23 protein-coding genes are annotated in these 18592 nt (G+C 71.7%); 16 read left to right on the top strand and 7 right to left on the bottom strand.

The genetic code is table 11. The features are described 5' to 3' along the window. Positions 1-110 precede the first annotated feature (110 nt). Positions 111-557: a DUF4383 domain-containing protein gene (locus tag ABD875_RS22215; protein ID WP_345182601.1), complete on the top strand. Its 447-nt coding sequence runs from the start codon at positions 111-113 to the stop codon at positions 555-557. A 69-nt stretch (positions 558-626) separates the two neighbouring features. Here the strand turns inward: ABD875_RS22215 and ABD875_RS22210 are convergent, their stop codons facing one another. Further along, complete coding sequence (locus tag ABD875_RS22210; protein ID WP_345182453.1) at positions 627-2336, bottom strand: TIGR03557 family F420-dependent LLM class oxidoreductase; 1710 nt, start codon at positions 2334-2336, stop codon at positions 627-629. Next, a complete protein-coding gene (locus ABD875_RS22205) occupies positions 2333-3166 on the bottom strand; it encodes a sigma-70 family RNA polymerase sigma factor (RefSeq protein ID WP_345182451.1) in 834 nt (277 codons plus the stop codon). Before ABD875_RS22205 ends, ABD875_RS22210 begins: the two co-directional genes overlap by 4 nt. 241 nt (positions 3167-3407) lie before the next feature. Here ABD875_RS22205 and ABD875_RS22200 point away from each other — a divergent pair, with 241 nt between their 5' ends. From ABD875_RS22200 to ABD875_RS22190, 3 genes are read left to right on the top strand one after another with little or no spacing between them, the layout of a single operon-like run. Continuing rightward, positions 3408-4589 (top strand): zinc-dependent alcohol dehydrogenase, encoded by a 1182-nt coding sequence (locus ABD875_RS22200; RefSeq protein ID WP_345182448.1) that lies wholly within the window; start codon positions 3408-3410, stop codon positions 4587-4589. Between the two features lie 27 nt (positions 4590-4616). After that, positions 4617-4994: a hypothetical protein gene (locus ABD875_RS22195; protein ID WP_345182446.1), complete on the top strand. Its 378-nt coding sequence runs from the start codon at positions 4617-4619 to the stop codon at positions 4992-4994. Positions 4995-5004: 10 nt separating this feature from the next. After that, positions 5005-5508: a PAS domain-containing protein gene (locus ABD875_RS22190; protein ID WP_345182444.1), complete on the top strand. Its 504-nt coding sequence runs from the start codon at positions 5005-5007 to the stop codon at positions 5506-5508. Between the two features lie 24 nt (positions 5509-5532). Here the strand turns inward: ABD875_RS22190 and ABD875_RS22185 are convergent, their stop codons facing one another. Continuing rightward, positions 5533-6627, bottom strand: a complete 1095-nt coding sequence (locus ABD875_RS22185; protein ID WP_345182442.1) for a YihY/virulence factor BrkB family protein — start codon at positions 6625-6627, stop codon at positions 5533-5535. Positions 6628-6690: 63 nt separating this feature from the next. Here ABD875_RS22185 and ABD875_RS22180 point away from each other — a divergent pair, with 63 nt between their 5' ends. From ABD875_RS22180 to ABD875_RS22165, 4 genes are all read left to right on the top strand, one after another. Continuing rightward, positions 6691-6915 carry a DUF7218 family protein gene (locus ABD875_RS22180; protein WP_345182440.1) on the top strand — a complete coding sequence of 75 codons (225 nt, stop codon included), beginning with the start codon at positions 6691-6693 and terminating at the stop codon, positions 6913-6915. Between the two features lie 199 nt (positions 6916-7114). Then, positions 7115-7705, top strand: coding sequence for a TasA family protein (locus tag ABD875_RS22175; RefSeq protein ID WP_345182438.1), 591 nt, complete (start codon positions 7115-7117; stop codon positions 7703-7705). Between the two features lie 96 nt (positions 7706-7801). After that, a complete protein-coding gene (locus ABD875_RS22170) occupies positions 7802-8440 on the top strand; it encodes a signal peptidase I (protein ID WP_345182436.1) in 639 nt (212 codons plus the stop codon). Beyond that, on the top strand, positions 8440-8808 hold the full coding sequence (locus ABD875_RS22165) for an Hpt domain-containing protein (protein ID WP_345182434.1): 369 nt from the start codon (positions 8440-8442) through the stop codon (positions 8806-8808). The genes ABD875_RS22170 and ABD875_RS22165 overlap by 1 nt, the downstream gene beginning before the upstream one ends. A gap of 7 nt (positions 8809-8815) precedes the next feature. On the opposite strand, the gene ABD875_RS22160 is transcribed toward ABD875_RS22165, so the two are convergent. Then, entirely contained in the window at positions 8816-9556 is a 741-nt protein-coding gene (locus ABD875_RS22160) for a response regulator transcription factor (RefSeq protein WP_345182432.1), read from the bottom strand. An 82-nt stretch (positions 9557-9638) separates the two neighbouring features. On the opposite strand from ABD875_RS22160, the gene ABD875_RS22155 reads away from it, so the two are divergent. The 4 genes from ABD875_RS22155 (at position 9639) to ABD875_RS22140 (ending at position 12389) form a co-directional block, all read left to right on the top strand. Beyond that, a complete protein-coding gene (locus ABD875_RS22155; protein ID WP_345182430.1) occupies positions 9639-10109 on the top strand; it encodes a hypothetical protein in 471 nt (156 codons plus the stop codon). A gap of 78 nt (positions 10110-10187) precedes the next feature. Then, positions 10188-10652, top strand: coding sequence for a hypothetical protein (locus ABD875_RS22150; protein ID WP_345182428.1), 465 nt, complete (start codon positions 10188-10190; stop codon positions 10650-10652). A gap of 18 nt (positions 10653-10670) precedes the next feature. After that, entirely contained in the window at positions 10671-11375 is a 705-nt protein-coding gene (locus ABD875_RS22145) for a VOC family protein (RefSeq protein ID WP_345182426.1), read from the top strand. A gap of 12 nt (positions 11376-11387) precedes the next feature. After that, complete coding sequence (locus ABD875_RS22140) at positions 11388-12389, top strand: beta-ketoacyl-ACP synthase III (protein ID WP_345182424.1); 1002 nt, start codon at positions 11388-11390, stop codon at positions 12387-12389. Between the two features lie 91 nt (positions 12390-12480). On the opposite strand, the gene ABD875_RS22135 is transcribed toward ABD875_RS22140, so the two are convergent. Then, positions 12481-13398, bottom strand: a complete 918-nt coding sequence (locus ABD875_RS22135; RefSeq protein ID WP_345182422.1) for a GlxA family transcriptional regulator — start codon at positions 13396-13398, stop codon at positions 12481-12483. A 70-nt stretch (positions 13399-13468) separates the two neighbouring features. Between ABD875_RS22135 and ABD875_RS22130 the strand changes: the two genes are divergently transcribed. Then, positions 13469-14452: a saccharopine dehydrogenase NADP-binding domain-containing protein gene (locus tag ABD875_RS22130; protein WP_345182421.1), complete on the top strand. Its 984-nt coding sequence runs from the start codon at positions 13469-13471 to the stop codon at positions 14450-14452. A gap of 16 nt (positions 14453-14468) precedes the next feature. On the opposite strand, the gene ABD875_RS22125 is transcribed toward ABD875_RS22130, so the two are convergent. Beyond that, positions 14469-14813 carry an STAS domain-containing protein gene (locus tag ABD875_RS22125; protein WP_345182419.1) on the bottom strand — a complete coding sequence of 115 codons (345 nt, stop codon included), beginning with the start codon at positions 14811-14813 and terminating at the stop codon, positions 14469-14471. 181 nt (positions 14814-14994) lie between these two features. Between ABD875_RS22125 and ABD875_RS22120 the strand changes: the two genes are divergently transcribed. The 3 genes from ABD875_RS22120 to ABD875_RS22110 are packed head-to-tail and all read left to right on the top strand — an operon-like array spanning position 14995 to position 16985. Continuing rightward, a complete protein-coding gene (locus tag ABD875_RS22120) occupies positions 14995-15282 on the top strand; it encodes an STAS domain-containing protein (RefSeq protein WP_345182417.1) in 288 nt (95 codons plus the stop codon). A gap of 60 nt (positions 15283-15342) precedes the next feature. Beyond that, positions 15343-16116: an SDR family NAD(P)-dependent oxidoreductase gene (locus tag ABD875_RS22115; RefSeq protein WP_345182415.1), complete on the top strand. Its 774-nt coding sequence runs from the start codon at positions 15343-15345 to the stop codon at positions 16114-16116. Continuing rightward, a complete protein-coding gene (locus ABD875_RS22110; protein ID WP_345182413.1) occupies positions 16116-16985 on the top strand; it encodes a fumarylacetoacetate hydrolase family protein in 870 nt (289 codons plus the stop codon). The genes ABD875_RS22115 and ABD875_RS22110 overlap by 1 nt, the downstream gene beginning before the upstream one ends. A gap of 287 nt (positions 16986-17272) precedes the next feature. Here the strand turns inward: ABD875_RS22110 and ABD875_RS22105 are convergent, their stop codons facing one another. After that, positions 17273-18589, bottom strand: a complete 1317-nt coding sequence (locus ABD875_RS22105) for an oxygenase MpaB family protein (protein ID WP_345182411.1) — start codon at positions 18587-18589, stop codon at positions 17273-17275. Positions 18590-18592: the final 3 nt, after the last annotated feature.

Genomic DNA, 18592 nt, shown 5'->3' with positions numbered 1-18592 from the left:
ACGATGCCGGGCGGTACCCGCACTCGTGTCACCTACACGTGCGCATAGGTCGGCGTCCTTCGGATACCGGGCCGCACCACCCCCTAGCGAAGGAGGCCGCCGTGGCCACCATGCACCCCTCGGACACCGACCGGACCGCGCCGCCCACCTGGCTGCCGACAGCGGCCCTGGTCGTGGGAGCCACGTTCCTGCTCGTCGGAGTGCTCGGGTTCATCCCCGGGATCACCACGAACTACGACGACCTGACGTTCGCCGGGCACTACAGCGAGGCGAAGCTCCTCGGCATCTTCGAGGTCTCCGTCCTGCACAACATCGTCCACCTGCTCTTCGGCGTGGTGGGGCTCATCGCCGCCCGGGCGGCCAGGACGGCCGGGCAGTACCTGCTGATCGGTGGCCTCGTGTACGCCGTGCTCTGGGTCTACGGCATGGTCATCGACAAGGACAGCAGCGCGAACTTCGTGCCGCTGAACTCGGCCGACAACTGGCTGCACTTCGTGCTCGCGGTCGTGATGATCACGCTCGGCGCCATCGGGCTGCGGCGGCTCCGGGACCGCTGACGGACGCGCACGCTCCCGGCGCCTGGCCGCGATTCGGCGTTCGCGACGGCAGCCTCCACCGACCAACCGTCAGGGTGCCGCAGAGCGCAGCTTCTCGAGCAGCGGCTCGGCGGCCTTCGCGAGGAACTCGTCCTGGCCCTCGTCGCCGATCTGCACGACCGCGACGTCGGTGAAGCCGGCCTTCCAGTACGCCGAGACCGCCTCGACGATCGCGTCCAGGTCGGGCCCGCAGGGGATCGACTCGGCGACGTCCTCGGGCCGCACGAACTGCGTGGCCCCGGCGAAACCCGCCGGCGTGGGCAGGTCCGCGTTGACCTGCCACCCGCCGCCGAACCAGCGGAACTGCTCGTGCGCCCGCTGCACCGCGGCCTCCTGGTCCGGGTCCCAGCAGATCGGGATCTGTCCGATCGCGCGCGCCTGGCTGCCGATCTGGGCGGCACCGTCGACGGCGTTCCAGTCGTCGACCAGCGACGCGTCGGGCTCGACGCCGACCAGGTGGTCGGCCAGCGGCGCGAACTGCTCGATCGCCCGGTCGCCGGCGACCGCGACGCCGATCTCCACGCCCTCGTCGGGCAGGTCCCAGATCCGGGCCGAGTCGACCTGGAAGTACTCACCTCGGTAGTCGACGAGCTCGCCGGTGTGCAGCTCTCGGATGATCTCCACGGCCTCGCGAAGCATCGCCTGCCGGTCCTGCACCGCCGGCCAGCCCTCACCGACGACGTGCTCGTTGAGGTTCTCGCCGCTGCCCAGCCCGAGCGTGAAGCGCCCGTCGGCGAGGATCTGCGCGGTCGCAGCCTTCTGGGCCACCACCGCCGGGTGGTAGCGCAGCGTCGGGCAGGTCACGTACGTCATCAGCCCGACGCTCGACGTGGCCTGGGCGACCGCGCCCAGCAGCGTCCAGGCGTACGGCGCGTGGCCCTGCTCGGTGACCCACGGCGAGTAGTGGTCGCTCATCACCTCGAAGTCGAAGCCCACCGACTCGGCGGCCTGGGCGTACCGGACCAGCTCCTTGGGTCCGCTCTGCTCGGTCATCAGGGTGTAGCCGAATCTCGTCATGCGCCGGGGGTACCCGATCAGCTGGGATGTAGTTCTGTCCCGCCGATCAGGTCGGCCGGCAGGTCGTGCTCCTGCGCGACCCGGGCGGCGACGTCGCGCAGCCGGGTGTTGGAGTCGTTGGAGATCCGGTGGAGGACCTCGAACGCGCGCTCGAAGGTGATGTCGTAACGCACCGCCAGGACGCCCTGAGTGCCGCGACTCGAGCGCTGCCTGGAGCCCGGTGACCAGGCGGGCCTTGCTCATCGCCTCGGTGGCGTGCGCTGCGTAGATCAGCGCGATGTCGACGGCCTCGCCGTCGAAGTTGCCCCGGCTGCGCGAGTAGAGGTTGAGCGCGCCCAGCGTGTCGGTCCCGGCGTGCAGGCGGACCGCCATCGCCGAGCCCAGCCCGAGCTCCTCCGCACGGGCCGACCAGTGCGGCCAGCGCTGGTCGTGCGGCACGTCCCGGACGACCACGGTGCCCTCCTCGAACGCCGCGTCGACACAGGGTCCCTCGCGCAGGGAGTACTGCAGGGCGTCGAGCTCCGCGGTCGTGGCGTCCGTGGTCGCGACCGTCTCGACACGGCCACGGCGTCCGCGCAGGGTGATGCTGCAGCCGTCGCATCCGGGGATGAGCTGCACAGCCCGACGTACGACGACGTCGAACGTGAGCGCCTCGGTCGACTCGCCGAGCATGTCGCTGCTGAGCTCCGCGAACCGCGCGGCCAGCGTGCGGTCTTCGGTCACCCAGCCGCCCCGAGGTCGTCGCGCAGCTCGCCGATGATGCGCGTCAGCAACCGGGAGACCTGCATCTGGGTCACGCCGAGGTCCGCACCGATCTCGGTCTGGGTGAGGTCGGCGTAGTAGCGCAGGAAGAGGACCCTGCGGTCCCGCTCCGAGAGCCGGCGCACCGCGGGTGCCAGCATCAAGCGGGCCTCGCTGGCCGCGCCGTCCTCCTCCTCACCGACGAGGATGTCGCCGAGCGTGGCGCGGTCCGACCCGACCGGGAGGTCGAGGGACACGGGCTGGAAGCATCCGTGTGCCGCCACCGCCTTGCGGTACTCCTCGACCGGTACGCCGACGTGGTCGGCGACCTGCTGCTCGCTCGGCTCTCCGCCGACGCGCTGCTCGAGCTCGCGGCACGCGTCGCGGATCAGGCCCTGCAGCTCCTGGACGCGCCTGGTCGGCCGCACCATCCAGCCGTGGTCGCGGAAGTAGCGCTGCACCTCACCGCGGATCGTGGGGACGGCGAACGTGAGGAGGTCGTTGCGCAGGACAGGGTCGAAGCGCGACACCGACTTGACCAGACCCTCCTGGGCGACCTGCACGAGGTCCTCGACCGGGATGCCGCGGCCCTGGTAGCGCCGCGCGACCGCCTCGGCGACCCCGCGGTTCATCAGGACGACACGGGCGCGCAGCTCGGTGGCGGCGTCCTCGTCGTCGGTGGCGGCGGCTGCCTGCAGCAGCTGTGCGGTCTGCTTCGAGCGCTCGGTCCGGGTGAGCCCGCAGTTGGGGTCGCGGAGGTCAGCGTTGCTGAGCGGCTCGAGAAGAGACGTGGGGGAAGGGGGATGTGCCATGAGGCGACTCCATCGCGCGAAGGATGGTGCGCTTGCCGGCTTCTTCAGCAAGAACGGGACCTGATCGTCCCTGACACCGACCGTACTCGCCGGGGTCTGAGGACCGAGGTGCGAGCGTTGCGAGGGGCTGTCTCCCCGTACCCGTTGTGCTGCGAGGGGAAACCGTGGTTCGGCCACGGACGCCTGGGTACCGCCGCAATGACCAGACGCAACGAGGAGCACCAACAGCCAGGAGGACGCCGTGAAGGCAGTGACGTGGCAGGGCCGGAAGGACATCCGGGTCGAGGAAGTACCGGACCCGACCATCGAGGAGCCGACCGACGCGATCGTCCGGATCACCACCACGGGTCTGTGTGGCTCGGACCTGCACCTCTACGACCCGCTGACGCCGTTCATGACGCCAGGTGATGTCGTCGGGCACGAGCCCATGGGCATCGTCGAGGAGGTCGGCGCCGGTGTGCAGAACCTGAAGGCCGGCGACCGGGTGGTGGTGCCGTTCAACGTGAGCTGCGGATCGTGCTGGATGTGCGACCGACGCCTCTACAGCCAGTGCGAGACCACCCAGAACCGTGACCAGGGCACGGGCGCGAGCCTGTTCGGGTACAGCAAGCTCTACGGCCAGGTCCCGGGCGGACAGGCGGAGTTCCTCCGCGTGCCGTTCGCGGACTTCCTGCCGGTCAAGGTGCCCGAGGGCGCCCCCGACGACCGCTTCGTCTACCTCTCCGACGTGCTGCCGACCGCCTGGCAGGGCGTGGAGTACGCCGGCCTCTCCGACGGCGAGACCCTCCTCGTGCTCGGCGCCGGCCCGATCGGTGACATGGCCACCCGGATCGCCCTGGACCGCGGGCACCAGGTGATCGTCGTCGACCGCGTCGTCGAACGCCTGTCGCGGGTGGCCGCCCGGGGCGCGCAGACGCTGAACCTCGACGACGTCGACGACATCGGCGAGGCCGCGCGCGAGCTGACCGGTGGACGTGGTCCGGACGCCGTGCTGGAGGCCGTCGGCATGGAGGCCCACGGCTCGCCGGTCGCGGAAGGGATCCAGAAGTCCCTGCGCCTGCTGCCCAAGAAGGTGCAGGAGCTGATGATGAAGAACATGGGCGTCGAGCGTCTCGACGCGCTCTACACCGCGTTCGACGCGGTCCGTCGAGGCGGCACCGTGTCGATCTCCGGGGTGTACGGCGGCGCCGTGGACCCGCTGCCGATGTTCCAGCTCTTCGACAAGCAGCTGCAGCTGCGCATGGGCCAGGCGAACGTGCGCGCCTGGACCGACGACATCCTTGCAGTGCTCACCCAGGACGACGACCGGTTGGGCGTCGAGTCGTTCGCGACCCACCACCTGCCGCTCAGCGAGGCGCCGCAGGCCTACGCCACCTTCCAGGCGAAGGAGGACGGGATGGTGAAGGTGCTGTTCCGGCCCTGACGAGCGACGGTCCGAGAAGGGAGCACCATGACCGACGCGAGAGCCGCGCTGCGCGCGGAGATCCTCCGGTCCAACCGCGCCCTCCGTGGCTGGGCGGTCGGGCTGCGCGCGCGGAGCAGGACGGTCCGCCAGGCGGCCGGCGCCACCCGGGCCGGCACGCACCACGCCAGAAGCGGCGAACCGGTCGCGACTGCGCCCGACCCGGCGCCCGACCCCGCGCTCGGCGACATCGCGGTGACGGACCTGTTCGTGATCCTCGTCGACGACCACGGCCTCGGGGTGCTGGACGCGGTGCGCGCGCTCGCCACGGGGCTCGCCGTGGCCGGGTACCCGCCCGACTACGACCGGGTGTCGGCAGCCGACGCCTTCGACATCCTGCACGTAGCGCTTCGCCCCGAGCGCTGAGGTGCCCGGCGTGAACGACGACGACGACGAGCTCCGGATCCGTCGGCTCGAGGACCAGCTGGAGGACGTCTACGAGGAGCTGCGCAACACCAACGGGGAGCTCCGCAGCACCGGAGAGGAGCTCCAGAGCGCGATCGGCGAGCTGGAAACCATGAACCGCTTCCTCACCGCGGTCCTCGCCGGCATGAGCTCCGGCCTCGCCGTGGTCGATGCCGACCTGCGGGTCCTGGCCTGGAACAGCAGGGCCGAGGAGCTGTGGGGGGTCCGCAGCGCCGACGCGGTCGGTGCGCAGCTGGCGGACCTCGGGATCGGGCTGCCGGTCGAGCAGCTGAGCCGGCCGATCCGGGCGCGCCTCACGAACGCCGACGATGCCGCTTCCGTGCACGTGCTGGACGCCGTCGACCTGCGGGGCGATCCGTTGCGGGTGCAGGTGACGCTCACCAACCTCCGCGACGACGGGCGAGACGTCCCGGTCGCGATGCTGGTGATGGACGTCGTGGGAGCGGCCGGCTGAGGGGTGGTCCACCTCGGTCCACGGCTAGGAGTCGCGACCGCGGGTCCGGCGCAGTCGGCGGCCACGCTCGAGGTCGCGGTGCTCCTTGCGCTGGGCCTTCTCGATGGTGCGCGTGCCGCGTGGGGGCAGCTGCAGGACCTCCTCTGCGGGGATGCCCGCCTGCAGCTGACGGCCGCGCTCGAGCTCGGCGTCGAGCTCGGCGCCGAACAGCAGCGCGAGGTTCGTGATCCAGAGCCACAGCAGGAACACCACGACGCCGGCCAGCGAACCGTAGGTCCGGTCATAGCTCGAGAAGTTCGCGACGTAGAACCCGAAGCCCACCGAGGCGGCGATCCAGGCGACGATCGCGATCACCGCGCCGACGCTGATCCAGCGGAACCGGGGCTGTCGCACGTTCGGGGTCGCGTAGTACAGCAGAGCCACGATCAGGACGACGACCGCCAGCAGCACCGGCCACTTCGCGATGTTCCAGACCGTGACCGTGGTGTCGCCCAGCCCGATCGCGTCGCCGACGGCACGGGCCGCGGGGCCGGTCAACGCCAGCCCGACGCCGACGATCGCCGAGAGCAGGACGGTGACGACGGTGATCACCAGCATGACCGGACGCAGCACCCAGAAGGGGCGGCCCTCATCGACCTCGTAGATGCGGTTCATCCCGCGTGCGAAGGCCCCGACGTACCCGGATGCCGACCACAGAGCGAGCGCGAGACCGATGATCAGGCCGAGCCCCGCGCTCTGGCTCTGGCTGAGCTGGACCAGGGTGGGCTCGAGGGTCTCGGCAGCGCTCCCCGCTCCGACGTCGCGCAGGATCGTGAGCAGGGTGTCCACGGTCTCGTCGCCTTGGTCGGCCAGGCCGACCAGGGACAGCATCGCGATGGCCGCGGGGAAGAGCGCCAGCACCGAGTAGTACGTCAGGGCGGCGGCGATGTCCGTGCACTGGTCGTCGCTGAACTCCCGGACCGTCCGTCGCAGGACGTAGCGCCAGGACGGCTTCGTCAGGTCGGTGGGGGAGTCCGGCTTCTCCGGAGCGTCCGGCTCGGGAGGACTGGCCGGCTGGGGAGGACTGGCCGGCTCGGGAGGACTGGCCGGGTCGGTGTCGAGATGCTTGCCGGTGGTCATGTGGTGTCAGTGCCCGACTCGGGTACCGGTGATGCGACGTACCCATCCCGGTAGGAGGTAGTGATGCCCAGCAAGTCGTCGAACGTGAAGAACGAGAAGCAGTACGAGGCCCTCAAGGACAAGGGCATGTCGAAGGAGCGGGCCGCGAAGATCGCGAACGCCGAGGACTCGTCCAAGCACGGCGGCGAGCAGTCCGGCAAGGGCGGCAGCAGCAAGCAGGGCGGCACGACCGCGCAGAAGAAGGAAGCCGGGCGCAAGGGCGGCAAGGCGGCCGCGAAGAAGGGCTGAGCACGTCCCCGGTCGGCGGGTGCGTGCCCGCGTCTTCGCAGGTCAGGCGGTGTTTCCGAGGCCTTGAGAATCCCTTGAGGAAACCTCAGGGATTTGCCCCCGGAGTGCTTGAAATCGGCTCGGCAGAGTTCTGGTCATCAAGGAACCGACCAGCAGCCACAAGCCGCACAGCTGGTCCCTCACCCCAAAGGAACTAGCCATGAAGCTCATCGCCACCAAGTCCGCCGCCGTCAAGGTCCTCGCCTCCGCCGCTCTCGTCGGTGGCGCCGCCTCGGTCGCCGGACTCGGCACGTTCGGTGCGTTCACCTCGACCACCAGCGCCAGCCAGGACGTCGCGACGGGCAAGGTCGTCCTCTCGAGCACCTCGACCTTCGGCACGCCGGTGACCAACATGGTCCCGGGCGACACCATCGCCCGCACGGTGACGCTGACCCGGTCGGCCGACACCGAGGCCTTCGGCGGCGTCAAGCTCACGACCGCGGGCACCAGCAGCAACCTGCTGACCTCCGACACCACCAACGGCCTGCAGCTGAAGGTCGAGGAGTGCTCGGTCGCCTGGAACAACGGCGCCTGCTCGGGCACGACCACCACCGTGGTCGCCCAGCGCGGTGTCGTCGGCGCGACCGACATCCCGGCCTCGACCCTGGCGAACCTGAACGCCGCCGGCAAGACCGCCAACCTCAAGGTCACCCTGACCCTGCCGGCCACCGCCGACAACACCTTCCAGGGCCTGCAGAACACGATCAACTTCACCTTCGACGCCACCCAGCGCGCCGCGAAGGCCCTCTGATCGTTCCCTGATCCACCCTGGCGCCGGGTGCCGCTTCCCCCGTGAGCGGCACCCGGGGCTGGTTCCCACGCCCGTCACCTTCTCGAGGAGCCCGACATGAGCAGCACCGTCGTCGCCCGGCACCGCGCCACCGCGCCGGCAGCGCCCCGGAAGACGGCGGGCGCGCCCACCGCAGGTCGCCGTGCCGTCCGGGTCGCCCGACGCGTGGTCAGCCTGTTCGGCAACCTCATGATGCTCGCGTGCGCCGCGGCCTTCCTCGCGATCGCCGTCGGACCGCACCTGTTCGACTACCGCACCTCGACGATGCTCACCGGGAGCATGGCTCCGGGCATCGAGGTCGGCGACATGGTCGTCACCGCGCCGCGGCCGACCGCCGACCTCGCCGTCGGCGACGTGATCAGCTACCAGATCCCGGTCGAGGACCACCGGGTCGAGACCCACCGCGTCGCGACGGTGAAGCGCCTCGCCGACGGCACCACCGCGATCACCACCAAGGGCGACGCGAACGAGAACGTCGACCCGTGGGTCGCGATCATCAGCTCCGACACCGTCTACGAGGTCCAGACCGTTGTCCCGAAGGTGGGCACCGCGATCCGTGTCCTGCGGGCGCCGATCGTCCAGGACGGTATTCTCTGGGTTGCCCTCGGGGGCGTGATGGTGCTCGGCCTCAGCATGATCTGGGGCAAGAAGCCCGACATGTCCGACACTGACGAGGGACCGAGGGAGCAGTCGTGATGAGCGAGCTTCGCAACGAGGACCCCATCGTGTTCGACGCCGCCGTGGTGTCGAACCTGACCGGTCATGCCGACGACGCGGAGTTCGCCCGGGTCTTCGTGGGCCGGTTCCAGCGGATGCTGCCCGAGCGGCTGCGCCGCATCGACACTGCCCTCGCCGAGCAGGAGCTGACCGACGCGATGGACGCCGTGCTCAGCCTCAAGAGCTCCGCCGGCACCGTCGGCGCAGGGGAGCTGTTCGTGATCGCGGGCGTCGTCGAGGTCAACCTCCGGCGCCGTGACTTCGAGGCCGCGAGCCGGGCCGCGGCCGACCTCCCGGCGGCCGCCGAGCGTGCCGACCGCGCGTTCTCGGCCTATCTCGGCGGCTGACCCACCGTCAGGCGGGCAGCTCCATCCGGTAGCCGACCCCGCGCACGGTGCGGATGTAGCGCACCGAGCCCTTCGTCTCACCCAGCTTGCGGCGCAGGTTGCCGATGTGGACCTCGACCAGGTGTGTGTCCGAGGCCCACTCCGTGCCCCAGACCGACCGCAGCAGCGACTCGCGCGACCACACCCGCGCCGGCGCGCGCATCAGCTCGGTGAGCAGGTCGAACTCGGTGCGGGTGAGCACCAGCTCCTCGCCGTCACGGAACGCCCGGCGCCCGTCCACGTCGACGCGCAGGACGCCGTGCTCGAGGACCTCGTGCCCGTCGGTGACCGGCGCGTCGGCCGCGGCCGGGGTGCTCGGGCCGCCGGTGCGTGGCCGGCGGAACATCGCGTTCACGCGGGCCTTGAGCTCGCGGGCGCTGAACGGCTTGGCGATGAAGTCGTCCGCTCCCGTCTCGAGGCCGAGCAGCCGGTCGATCTCGTCGTCACGCGAGGTGATCATCACGACGTACGCGTCGCTGATCATCCGGATCCGGCGGCACGCCTCGATGCCGTCGATGCCGGGCAGGCCGATGTCGAGCGTGATCAGGTCCGGCTGCACCTCGGCGACGGCCTCCACGCCTGCCAGGCCGGACTCGACCGTGGTCACGTCGAAGCCCTGGGTGCTCAGGGTGAACTCGATGAGGGCGCGGATGTCCTCGTCGTCCTCGACGACCAGTGCCTTCCGGTCGTGACCCGAGTCGGTACTCATGGCCCCATGATGCCCCACGTCTTGCGGATTTCTTGAGATTTCCTCCAGGGGTGCTTGAAACCCGCACGACAGAGTTGCTTCCGTGAGCACGACGCAGACCTGGACCGACCTGAGCCGCCGCGCGGTCACGGTCATCCTCGTCGCGCTCTGCCTCATCGCGGTCCCGGCGGTGGCCAGCGCCAAGTTCACCTCGGCGCAGACGGCCGGCCAGACCGTGGGCACCGACCGGATGGAGACGCCGACCGGCCTCAGCGGGAGCTACCTGTGCACCCGCACGAGCTCGCTCGAGACCATCTGGGTGACCATCGACGGCTTCGAGGACCGCGGCCCCGCCGGCGCGACGTACGCCTACACGCTGGTCCAGGGCAGCACGGTCCGCGACAGCGCGTCGACGCCGTCCACGAACGTGACGCTGAACGGCTGGAAGGGCACCGACAGCGTCAGCACGACGTGGACCGTGCGGATCCAGCCCAGCATCCACCGCTGGACCGGAGGCGTGGCCACGGTCTCCATCACGTGTCCGGCGACGTCGACGAAGTACGGCACCTTCTGATCTACCCGTGGGGGGTTGAGTCGAGGCGGGGCGGACCGGGGGGTCGCCCCGCCTCGGCGATTTCGCGAGGATGCGCCCATGTCCTCCTCTGTCGGGCTGCGCCTCAAGCAGCTGGTCCTCCTGTTCGGCGCGGTGTTCCTCGGGGTCGTCGCCCTCACCAACCTCGTGAACCTCGTGTCCGCGGCCACCACCGACTGGACCTTCCTCAACTCCCACAACACCGGCTACGTCGAGTCCGTGGTCGCGGTCTACGACGCGCCCGGCTGGCTCGACGAGGTGGTCGTGCTCGGGGCGCTGGCGATCGAGGCGACCGGCGCGGTCCTCTTCGTCCGCGCGCTGCTGCGCTACCGCGGCGCCGGCACCGGCGCGGTGGAGGCGTACCAGGCGCTTGCGTGGAACATCGGGGTCTGGGTCGCGTTCATCGTCGGCTCTGAGGTGTTCCTCGCCTACGACGCCGAGGGCACGTTCCGCGAGCTGCTGGCGCTGGCGCTGCTGATGACGGTCGCCGTCGCCGTCGTGCCGGACGAGGTCGCGGCCGCGTAGGGGAGTAGGTTGCGGCGCGTGCCGGACACAGGAGTCGTCGCCCTCAACCACGTCGGGGTGAGTGTCGCGGACCTCGCGCGTGCGCGCGCGTTCTGGATCGACGAGCTCGGGGCGCTCGACCACGGCGGCTTCGGCTGGCCGGTCGGTACCGCCCCGGCGGACGAGTCGCTGGCGACCGAGGGCACCTCGGCCGAGGTCGCGCTCCTGCGCACCGACGCCGCGTTCCTCGAGCTGTTCGCGTTCGCGTCACCGGCGCCGGCGGTGCGGCCGAGCGGTGCACCGGGCGTCGCGGCACTGGTGTGGGCGGTCCGCGACGGACGCCGGGGCCGGGTCCACTGCCCCGACGGCACCCCGGTGGAGCTGGTCGCGGCGGGTGAGGGGCCGGCCGGCCTGGTCGGCGTCACGGTCCGCGTGCCGGACCCCGGCGTACGCACCTGGCCGGCGGTGCCCGGCCCGGTCGCGGTGACCGTCGTCGGCGGCGCGGACGCCGATCCGGCCCGGCCGGTCGACCTCGGCGTGAACCACCTCTGCCTCGACGTCGCCGGCATCGCCGACGTCCGGCGGGGGATGCAGGATGTGAGGTGGCACCACGACGTCACCGAGTCCAGTGGAGGGATCGCCGCGGTCTGCTACGGCACCACGGCGGACGGGGTGCTGGTGGAGCTGTTGGAGAGCCGGAGCCCGGAGGCGTTCCTGTCCCGGTGCCGGCTGGCGTACGAGTAGAGGGAGAAGACGATGGCGACGATCGGACAGCGGCAGGGTCCCGCGGCGACGGCGATGCTCGGGCTCGGGGTGTACCGGCCGGAGCGACTCGTCACGAACGACGAGGTCTGCGAGGTGCTCGACTCGAACGACGAGTGGATCCAGACCCGCTCGGGCATCCGCACGCGTCGGTACGCCGGCGAGCACGAGTCGCTCGTCGACATGGCCACGATCGCGGGCGAGCGGGCGCTCGCGGCGTCCGGTGTGGCCATCGCCGACATCGGCACCGTGATCGTCGCAACCTCGACGCACGCGCAGCACACCCCGGCCGCGGCCCCGCTGGTCGCCGACCGGCTCGGCTCCAAGGCGGCGGCGTTCGACGTCTCCGCGGGTTGCGCCGGTTTCTGTCATGCGTTGTCGGTGGCCTCGGACCTGGTCCGCGGCGGGACGGCCCGGCACGTCCTCGTGATCGGCGTCGAGAAGCTCAGCATGTTCTTGGACCCCACCGACCGGGGGACCGCGTTCATCTTCGCCGACGGCGCCGGCGCGGTCGTCGTCGGCGCTGCCGACGAGCCTGGCATCGGCCCGGTCGCGTGGGGCTCGGACGGATCGCAGTCGCACGTGATCACCCAGTCGATGCGGTGCAACGAGCTGGACTCCGAGCACTCGCTGGTCGTGCAGATGGAGGGCACCCAGGTGTTCCGCTGGGCGCCGTTCGCGATGGCCGACGTCGCCCGCGAGGCGGTCAGCGAGGCCGGCCTCGAGCTGACCGACCTCGACGTGTTCGTCCCGCACCAGGCGAACCTGCGGATCACCGAGACCCTGGCCCGCAACCTCAAGCTGCCCGAGGGCATCGTGATCGCGCGCGACGTCCAGGACGCCGGCAACACCTCGGCCGCCTCGGTCCCGCTCGCCATCGAGGCGCTGCTGCGCGGCGGCGAGGCGAAGCCCGGCGACACCGCTCTGCTGATCGCGTTCGGAGCGGGACTCAGCTATGCCGGGCAGGTCGTGACGCTCCCGGCGATGGAGGCCTAGGCGCGGTCCAGGGACAGTCCCTCACGATGTGGCTGCCGACACGCCGGTCCGAACAGCCAAAACGTTAGGGACTATCCCGGAAGGCCGGCCCCTAGGCGACGCGGAACGTCGAGCGGTACGCCGTCGGCGTGACACCGACCGCGCGGTGGAAGTGCCGGCGCAGGGTGGTCGCCGTACCCATTCCGCAGCTGGCGGCGACCTGCTCGACCGACGCGTCGGTGCGCTCGAGGAGCTCCTGGGCGCGCACGATCCGCTGCTGGTGCAGCCAGTCGAGCGGCCCGGACTGCAGCTCGGCGTGCATCCGGCGGGCGAGCTGGCGGGTGCTGAGCCCGGCGTGCTGAGCGAGGTCGCCCACGGTCAGCGGCTGGTCGAGCCGGGCGCGCGCCCACTCGAGCGTCGGGGCGAGGCCGCCGGGCGTCCGCGGCTCGGCCGGTGCGGCGATGAACTGCGCCTGTCCGCCGGTGCGGTGCGCGGGCATCACCAGGTGCCGGGCGACCGCGTTGGCCGCCGCGGCGCCGAGGTCACGGCGGACGAGGTGGATGCACAGGTCCAGTGCCGCGGTCTTGCCCGCCGACGTCAGCACGTCGCCCTCGTCGATGTAGAGCACGTCGGAGCGGACGTCGACCCGCGGGTACTTGCGGGCCAGGTCCTCGGCGTGCAGCCAGTGGGTGGTCGCCCTCCGGCCGTCGAGCAGCCCGGCCGCCGCGAGCACGTAGGCGCCCGTGCACAGCGACGCGATCCGTACGCCCCGCCGGTGCGCCTCCCGGAGCGCGGCGAGGAGGTCGGGATCCAGGTCGGCGTCCAGCTCGTCGGCGGACGGCACGACCACGGTGTCGGCGTCGGCGATCGTGCGGAACGGTGCGGTCGGCAGGTCGGGCAGCCAGTGGTGGGGGCTGCCGTCCGCGGTGGCCACCACGAGGTCGTAGTCGTCGAGGTCGAAGATCTCCGCGGCGATGGCGGTCTCGTAGAGCATCGCGGTGGCGTGCAGGACGAGCGCGACCCGGGGCATGTCCGAAAGTGTACGCACAGCGTCGTTTCGGACGCTCGTTCTCCGCGGCGCGAGACTCCAGGCTTGGCCCATGAACACACGAGCCCTGGTCTATGGCGCCACCGGTCACACGGGGCGCTTCGTCGTCGACGAGCTGCTGCGGCGCGGGCTGACGCCCGTGGTCGCCGGCCGCAGCGCCGAGCGCCTCGCCGGCCTCTTCCCCGACCTCGAGCGGCGGGCCTTCGCCGTCGACCACCCCGATCTGTCCGGCGTCGGTGCCGTCGTCAACGCCGCCGGTCCGTTCCTCGACACGGCGGCCCCGCTGGCCCGCGCGGCGGTCGCCGCGGGCGCGCACTACCTCGACGTCACCGCCGAGCAGCCGGCCGTCCAGGAGGTCTACCGCGCGACCCACGACGAGGCCCGCGCGGCCGGCGTCGCCGTCGTACCCGCGATGGCGTTCTACGGCGGGCTCGCGGACCTGCTGGTGACCGCCGCGCTCGACGGGGAGACCGGTGCCGACGAGGTCACGGTCGCCATCGGCCTCGACCGTTGGTGGCCGACCGCCGGCACCCGCGTCACCGGAGCGCGCAACACCGCGCCCCGGCTGGTCATTCGCGACGGCGCCCTGGTCCCGCTGACCGCTCCCGCGCCCACCGGCACCTGGTCGTACGGCGCCCCGCTCGGCGACCAGGAGGTCGTGGAGCTGCCGTTCTCGGAGGTGCTCACGATCGACCGGCACCTGCGGGTGGGCACGCTGACGTCGTACCTCAACGCGGCGCCGCTCGCCGAGCTGCGCGCCACGGACACCCCGGAACCGGCGGCCGTCGACGAGGCGGGCCGGTCGGCGCAGCAGTTCGTCGTCGACGTGGCCGTCCGCCGCGGCTCCGAGGTCCGCCGGCTCTCCGCCGCCGGTCAGGACATCTACGCGATCAGCGCGCCGATCGTCGTCGAGGGGGCACTCCGGCTGCTCGACGGCCGCTCCCGCGCGACCGGCGCCGTGGCCCCCGGCGAGGCCTTCGACGCGGCCGACCTGCTCCGCGCGTTGGGCGTGCTGCGGGCGCCCGCGCGCGGCTAGGAACAGCTGACCGACCTCAGGCGGGCTGCGGGGTCAGGACCCGCTCCTCGCCCTCGATCAGGTGGGTCTGGCCCACGAGCCGGAGCACCCGGCGCACGCATGCGGAGGCCGCCACGATCCGCAGCGAGCCGCCGGTGAGCCGCATGCTGCGGTCGACCTGGGCCAGGACCCGAGCCGTCGACACGTCGCAGAAGCGGACGGCGCCGAGGTCGACCCGGAACGAGCGGCACCCGGCCGCGGCCGCCTCGTGGAACCGCGTGGCCAGCATCGGCGCGGTCGACAGGTCCAGCTCGCCGGACACGAGCACGAGCGCGAACGGCGGCGCGGTGCAGACGACCGCATTGCCGGTGACATGGTCCATCGGACACCCCCCGGGTGGAGCATCGGTGGTGAAACCGGAACGGAGACGTCTTGGTCGACGGGTCACGAGAAGCTCGCGGTCATCTTCGACGGTACGCCCGCCCGGCGGGAATGACCCCGCCCCTGGGGGTGAAGATCCGGGCCCGGGGTACCGGTCATCGTCAGTCTGGGAGGAGGAAGCGATGCCTCATGTCCACTACGAGACCGAGTCCCGGCGCCTGCGGCTCGCCGGTGACGTCCTCGACGATGACCTGGCCGACCTCCGGGAGGCCGTCGCCCGCTTCGTGGAGCGGTCGGAGGGCCACCTGATGGTGGACCTCACCGCCGTGACCGAGCTGTCGGAGTCGGCCGCGCGGCACCTGGTCGAGGTGCGGACGGCCGCCGGCGCCCGCGGCCGCCGGCTCACGCTGCTGCGCCGGCACGGCACGCCGGTCGACGAGGCGCTGAGGTCGGCCGCGGCGTCCGGCTGATGCCTGGCATCCGTTCGGCGCCGGTTCTGCGTGGCCGCGGGCCGCGCCAGACTGTGGCGCGTGAGTGAGCGGCTGGCAGGCAAGATCGCGCTGATCACCGGCGTCGGTGGCGGGATGGGCGTCGCCGCGGCGCGGCGGTTCGCCGCCGAGGGGGCGCGGGTCGTGGGCTGCGACCTCGACGAGGCCGGCGCGGCCGCGACCGAGGAGCTCGTGCGCGCCGAGGGCGGCGAGATCACCGTGACGGGCGGCGTCGACCTCGGGGACGCGGAGTCGGCCCGGGCCTGGGTCGACGCGGCGGTCGCGACGTACGGCGGCATCGACGTCCTCTACAACAACGCCTCCACCCAGCGGTTCGCGCCGCTGGAAGAGCTCGCCGTCGAGGACTGGGACTTCACGATGCGCAACGAGCTCGACCTCGTCTTCTACACGGTCCGGGCCGCATGGCCGCACCTCAAGGCGCACGGCGGCGGCTCGATCATCAACGTCGGCTCGATCGCCGCGATCCGGGGCGTGGAGTTCATGCCGCAGAACGCGCACAGCACCGCGAAAGGCGGCGTGATCGCACTGACCCTCCAGCTGGTCGTGGAGGGCGGACCGCACGGCATCCGGGCGAACGTGATCAGCCCCGGGCTCGTGGAGACGCCCAACACCGCGCCGCTGCTGGCCGACCCACCCGACCGCATGCGCCGGGTCGTGCTCGACCGCATCCCGCTCGGACGGCACGGGCAGGCCGAGGACGTCGTCAACGCCGCGGTGTTCCTGGCCTCGGACGAGTCCGCGTGGATCAGCGGCACCAACCTCGTGGTCGACGGCGGCGGATCGGTCCTCGGCTGATGCGCATCGCGAGCCTGCGGCAGGGTGCTGCCGTCATCTCGGAGGCCGGCGCCCACCTGCTGCCGATGCCGGTGGGTGACCTGGTCACGCTGGGCCTGGACCGCGCGCTCGAGGTCGGCGCGACGGCGCTGGCCAGCGAGCCCGTCCCGTACGCCGAGGAGGACCTGCTGCTGCCCTATCGCCCGGCCTCCGTGCGCGACTTCGTGACGTTCGAGAGCCACGTCGAGGGGGTGCGGCGCAGCGTCGACAACGCCTCCGGCGTGCCCGCGGCGTGGTACGACGCGCCGACGTTCTACTTCACCAACCCGCACGCGCTGTACGGTCCGGGCGCCCCGATCCCGCGGCCGGCCAGCTCCCGGGCACTGGACTTCGAGCTCGAGGTCGGCGTCGTGCTCGGCGCGGGCGGCACGTCGCTGACCGAGCGGGAGGCCGGGGCGGCGATCTTCGGCTACACGATCGTCAACGACTGGTCCGCGCGCGACCTCCAGTCCCGCGAGATGCAGGTCGGCCTCGGGCCCGCGAAGGGCAAGGACTTCGCGACGTCCCTCGGCCCGTGGATCGTGACCGCCGACGAGCTGCCGTCGCTCGACCTGGACTGCCGCGTCTCGGTGAACGGGAGCCTGGTCGGCCAGGACCGGCTGTCCCACATGAACTGGACGTTCGCGCAGATGATCGCCTACGCGTCGCGCGACTCCGTCGTGGTCGCGGGCGACCTGCTCGCGTCCGGCACGACCGGTGGGGGTGGCTGCCTGGCCGAGCTCTGGGGGAGGAGCGGGCAGCAGACACCGCCGCCGCTCGAGCCGGGCGACGTGGTGACCATGGAGGTCGAGGGGATCGGCAGCCTCACGGCTTCCGTGGCGGTGGGGTGAGCGGGGTCAGCTGCTGAAGCGGCGTGGAGCCCAGCCGAGGACGACGTACGAGCTGGCCAGCGCGACCGCGATGATGGCGAGAGTGAGCATGGGATACCTCCTTGTTGCCGTTCCACATCGGCACGAAGGGGGTCCGACCTGAGGGTCGGTGTGAAATCGCGGCCGCCTCAGGTTCACCACGGTATGCAGTCGAACTGCACTTCCCATGGTGTGCAGGCCGTGGGAGGTGCCGGTTCACCTGGAGACCATGGTGAACCTGTGACGACGCGCCACCCCCGCGCCGCCCCTCAGTGGGAGATCTGGCCGTGCGCCTCGGTCATCGCCTCGGTGACGCCGTACGTCGCGAGCGCCTTGCGGAGCACGCGCAGGGTGTAGGCGTCGGCGACGTGCTGCACCGGGCTGCCGGGTGCCGTGGCCCGCGCCATCAGCGCGAACCGGCCGAGCACGTACGGCGTGGTCGCGACGACCAGCGCCTGGTCGAGCCGGTCGAGGTGGACGCCCATCTCCGCAGCCGCGCCGTCGCCGCGACCGAAGCTGCGGGTGAAGAACGTCTTGCTCCACGCCTTCTCGACCCGGTCGGCGACCCGGTCGTGCCAGGTGCGGTCCGGTCGCAGGTACGCGGCGAGGGTGGAGCGCACCAGCTCGCCGCAGATCGCGTCGTCGAAGTCGTAGCGCAGCGTCGCCGCGCGGGCGTGGAAGACCCGGACGATGCCCTCCGGGTCGCTGGGCAGCAGATCCTCGGGAAGCCCCATGAGGAAGCAGCGGTACCGCACGAACTCGTGGATCGCGCGCTCGCGCGGAGTCCACGCGGTGCGGCCCTCGCGCACCGCGCCCGCAGCGAGGAGGTAGATGTTGATCATTCCGGCCGGCATCTGGTCGACCTGGGGGACCGGCACGCCGTACACGTCCTGGTCCCACTTCGCCGAGCGGCGCAGGGCGTTGAAGCGCACCACCGAGTGCATCAGCCGCACGTGGGCGGTGGTCTCGAAGCCGATGCCGTACCGGTCGAGCGCCCCCGGCAGCGTGGTGACCGCGAAGAAGCTGGTGGTCTCGGTGACCCGGCGCGCCGCGCGCCGGTCGGAGAGCGCGCCGGTCAGCGCCATCGGGAGCGCGGCGTAGGTGTTGATGAACGTCGCGAGGAACGCGCCGCGCGTCAGGAACGGCGCGAGGAAGGCCGCGCTCACGCGGGAGCTCCGCGCGCCCTCCTCGACGAGCTCCATGTCGAGCCAGTCCGGCTTCACCTCCATCGCGGCGATGAACGCGCGCAGCTCCTCGGGAGCGTCCGGCACGGCGTCGACGCCTTCGCGGCAGGCCTGGGTGAGCATCTCGATGAGCCGCTTGGTGCCGTAGGTGTCCAGCAGGGCGGCGTAGGGGTCGGCGACGACGTCGCCCAGCATCGTGGCGGTGCGCATCAGCTCGACGGTCGCATCGTCCTGGAGCAGGTCGTCGCGGTCGGCGACCCAGCGCGGCAGCGACGACCTCACCTCCGGGTCGACCGTGAACCGGTACGGCGTCGCGGTGAGGTCGACGCCGCTGTACATCGCCGGCTGCAGCTCGCCCTGGCTGGCGACCCGCTCGGCGAGCTCGGGGTAGTGGAGTGTCATCGC

Origin of the sequence: Nocardioides caricicola, assembly GCF_039541135.1 — a bacterium.
GTDB classification, from domain to species: Bacteria; Actinomycetota; Actinomycetes; order Propionibacteriales; family Nocardioidaceae; genus Nocardioides; species Nocardioides caricicola.
Note: the sequence above shows the minus strand (reverse complement) of the source record. Positions and strands in the feature narration are given on the sequence as shown.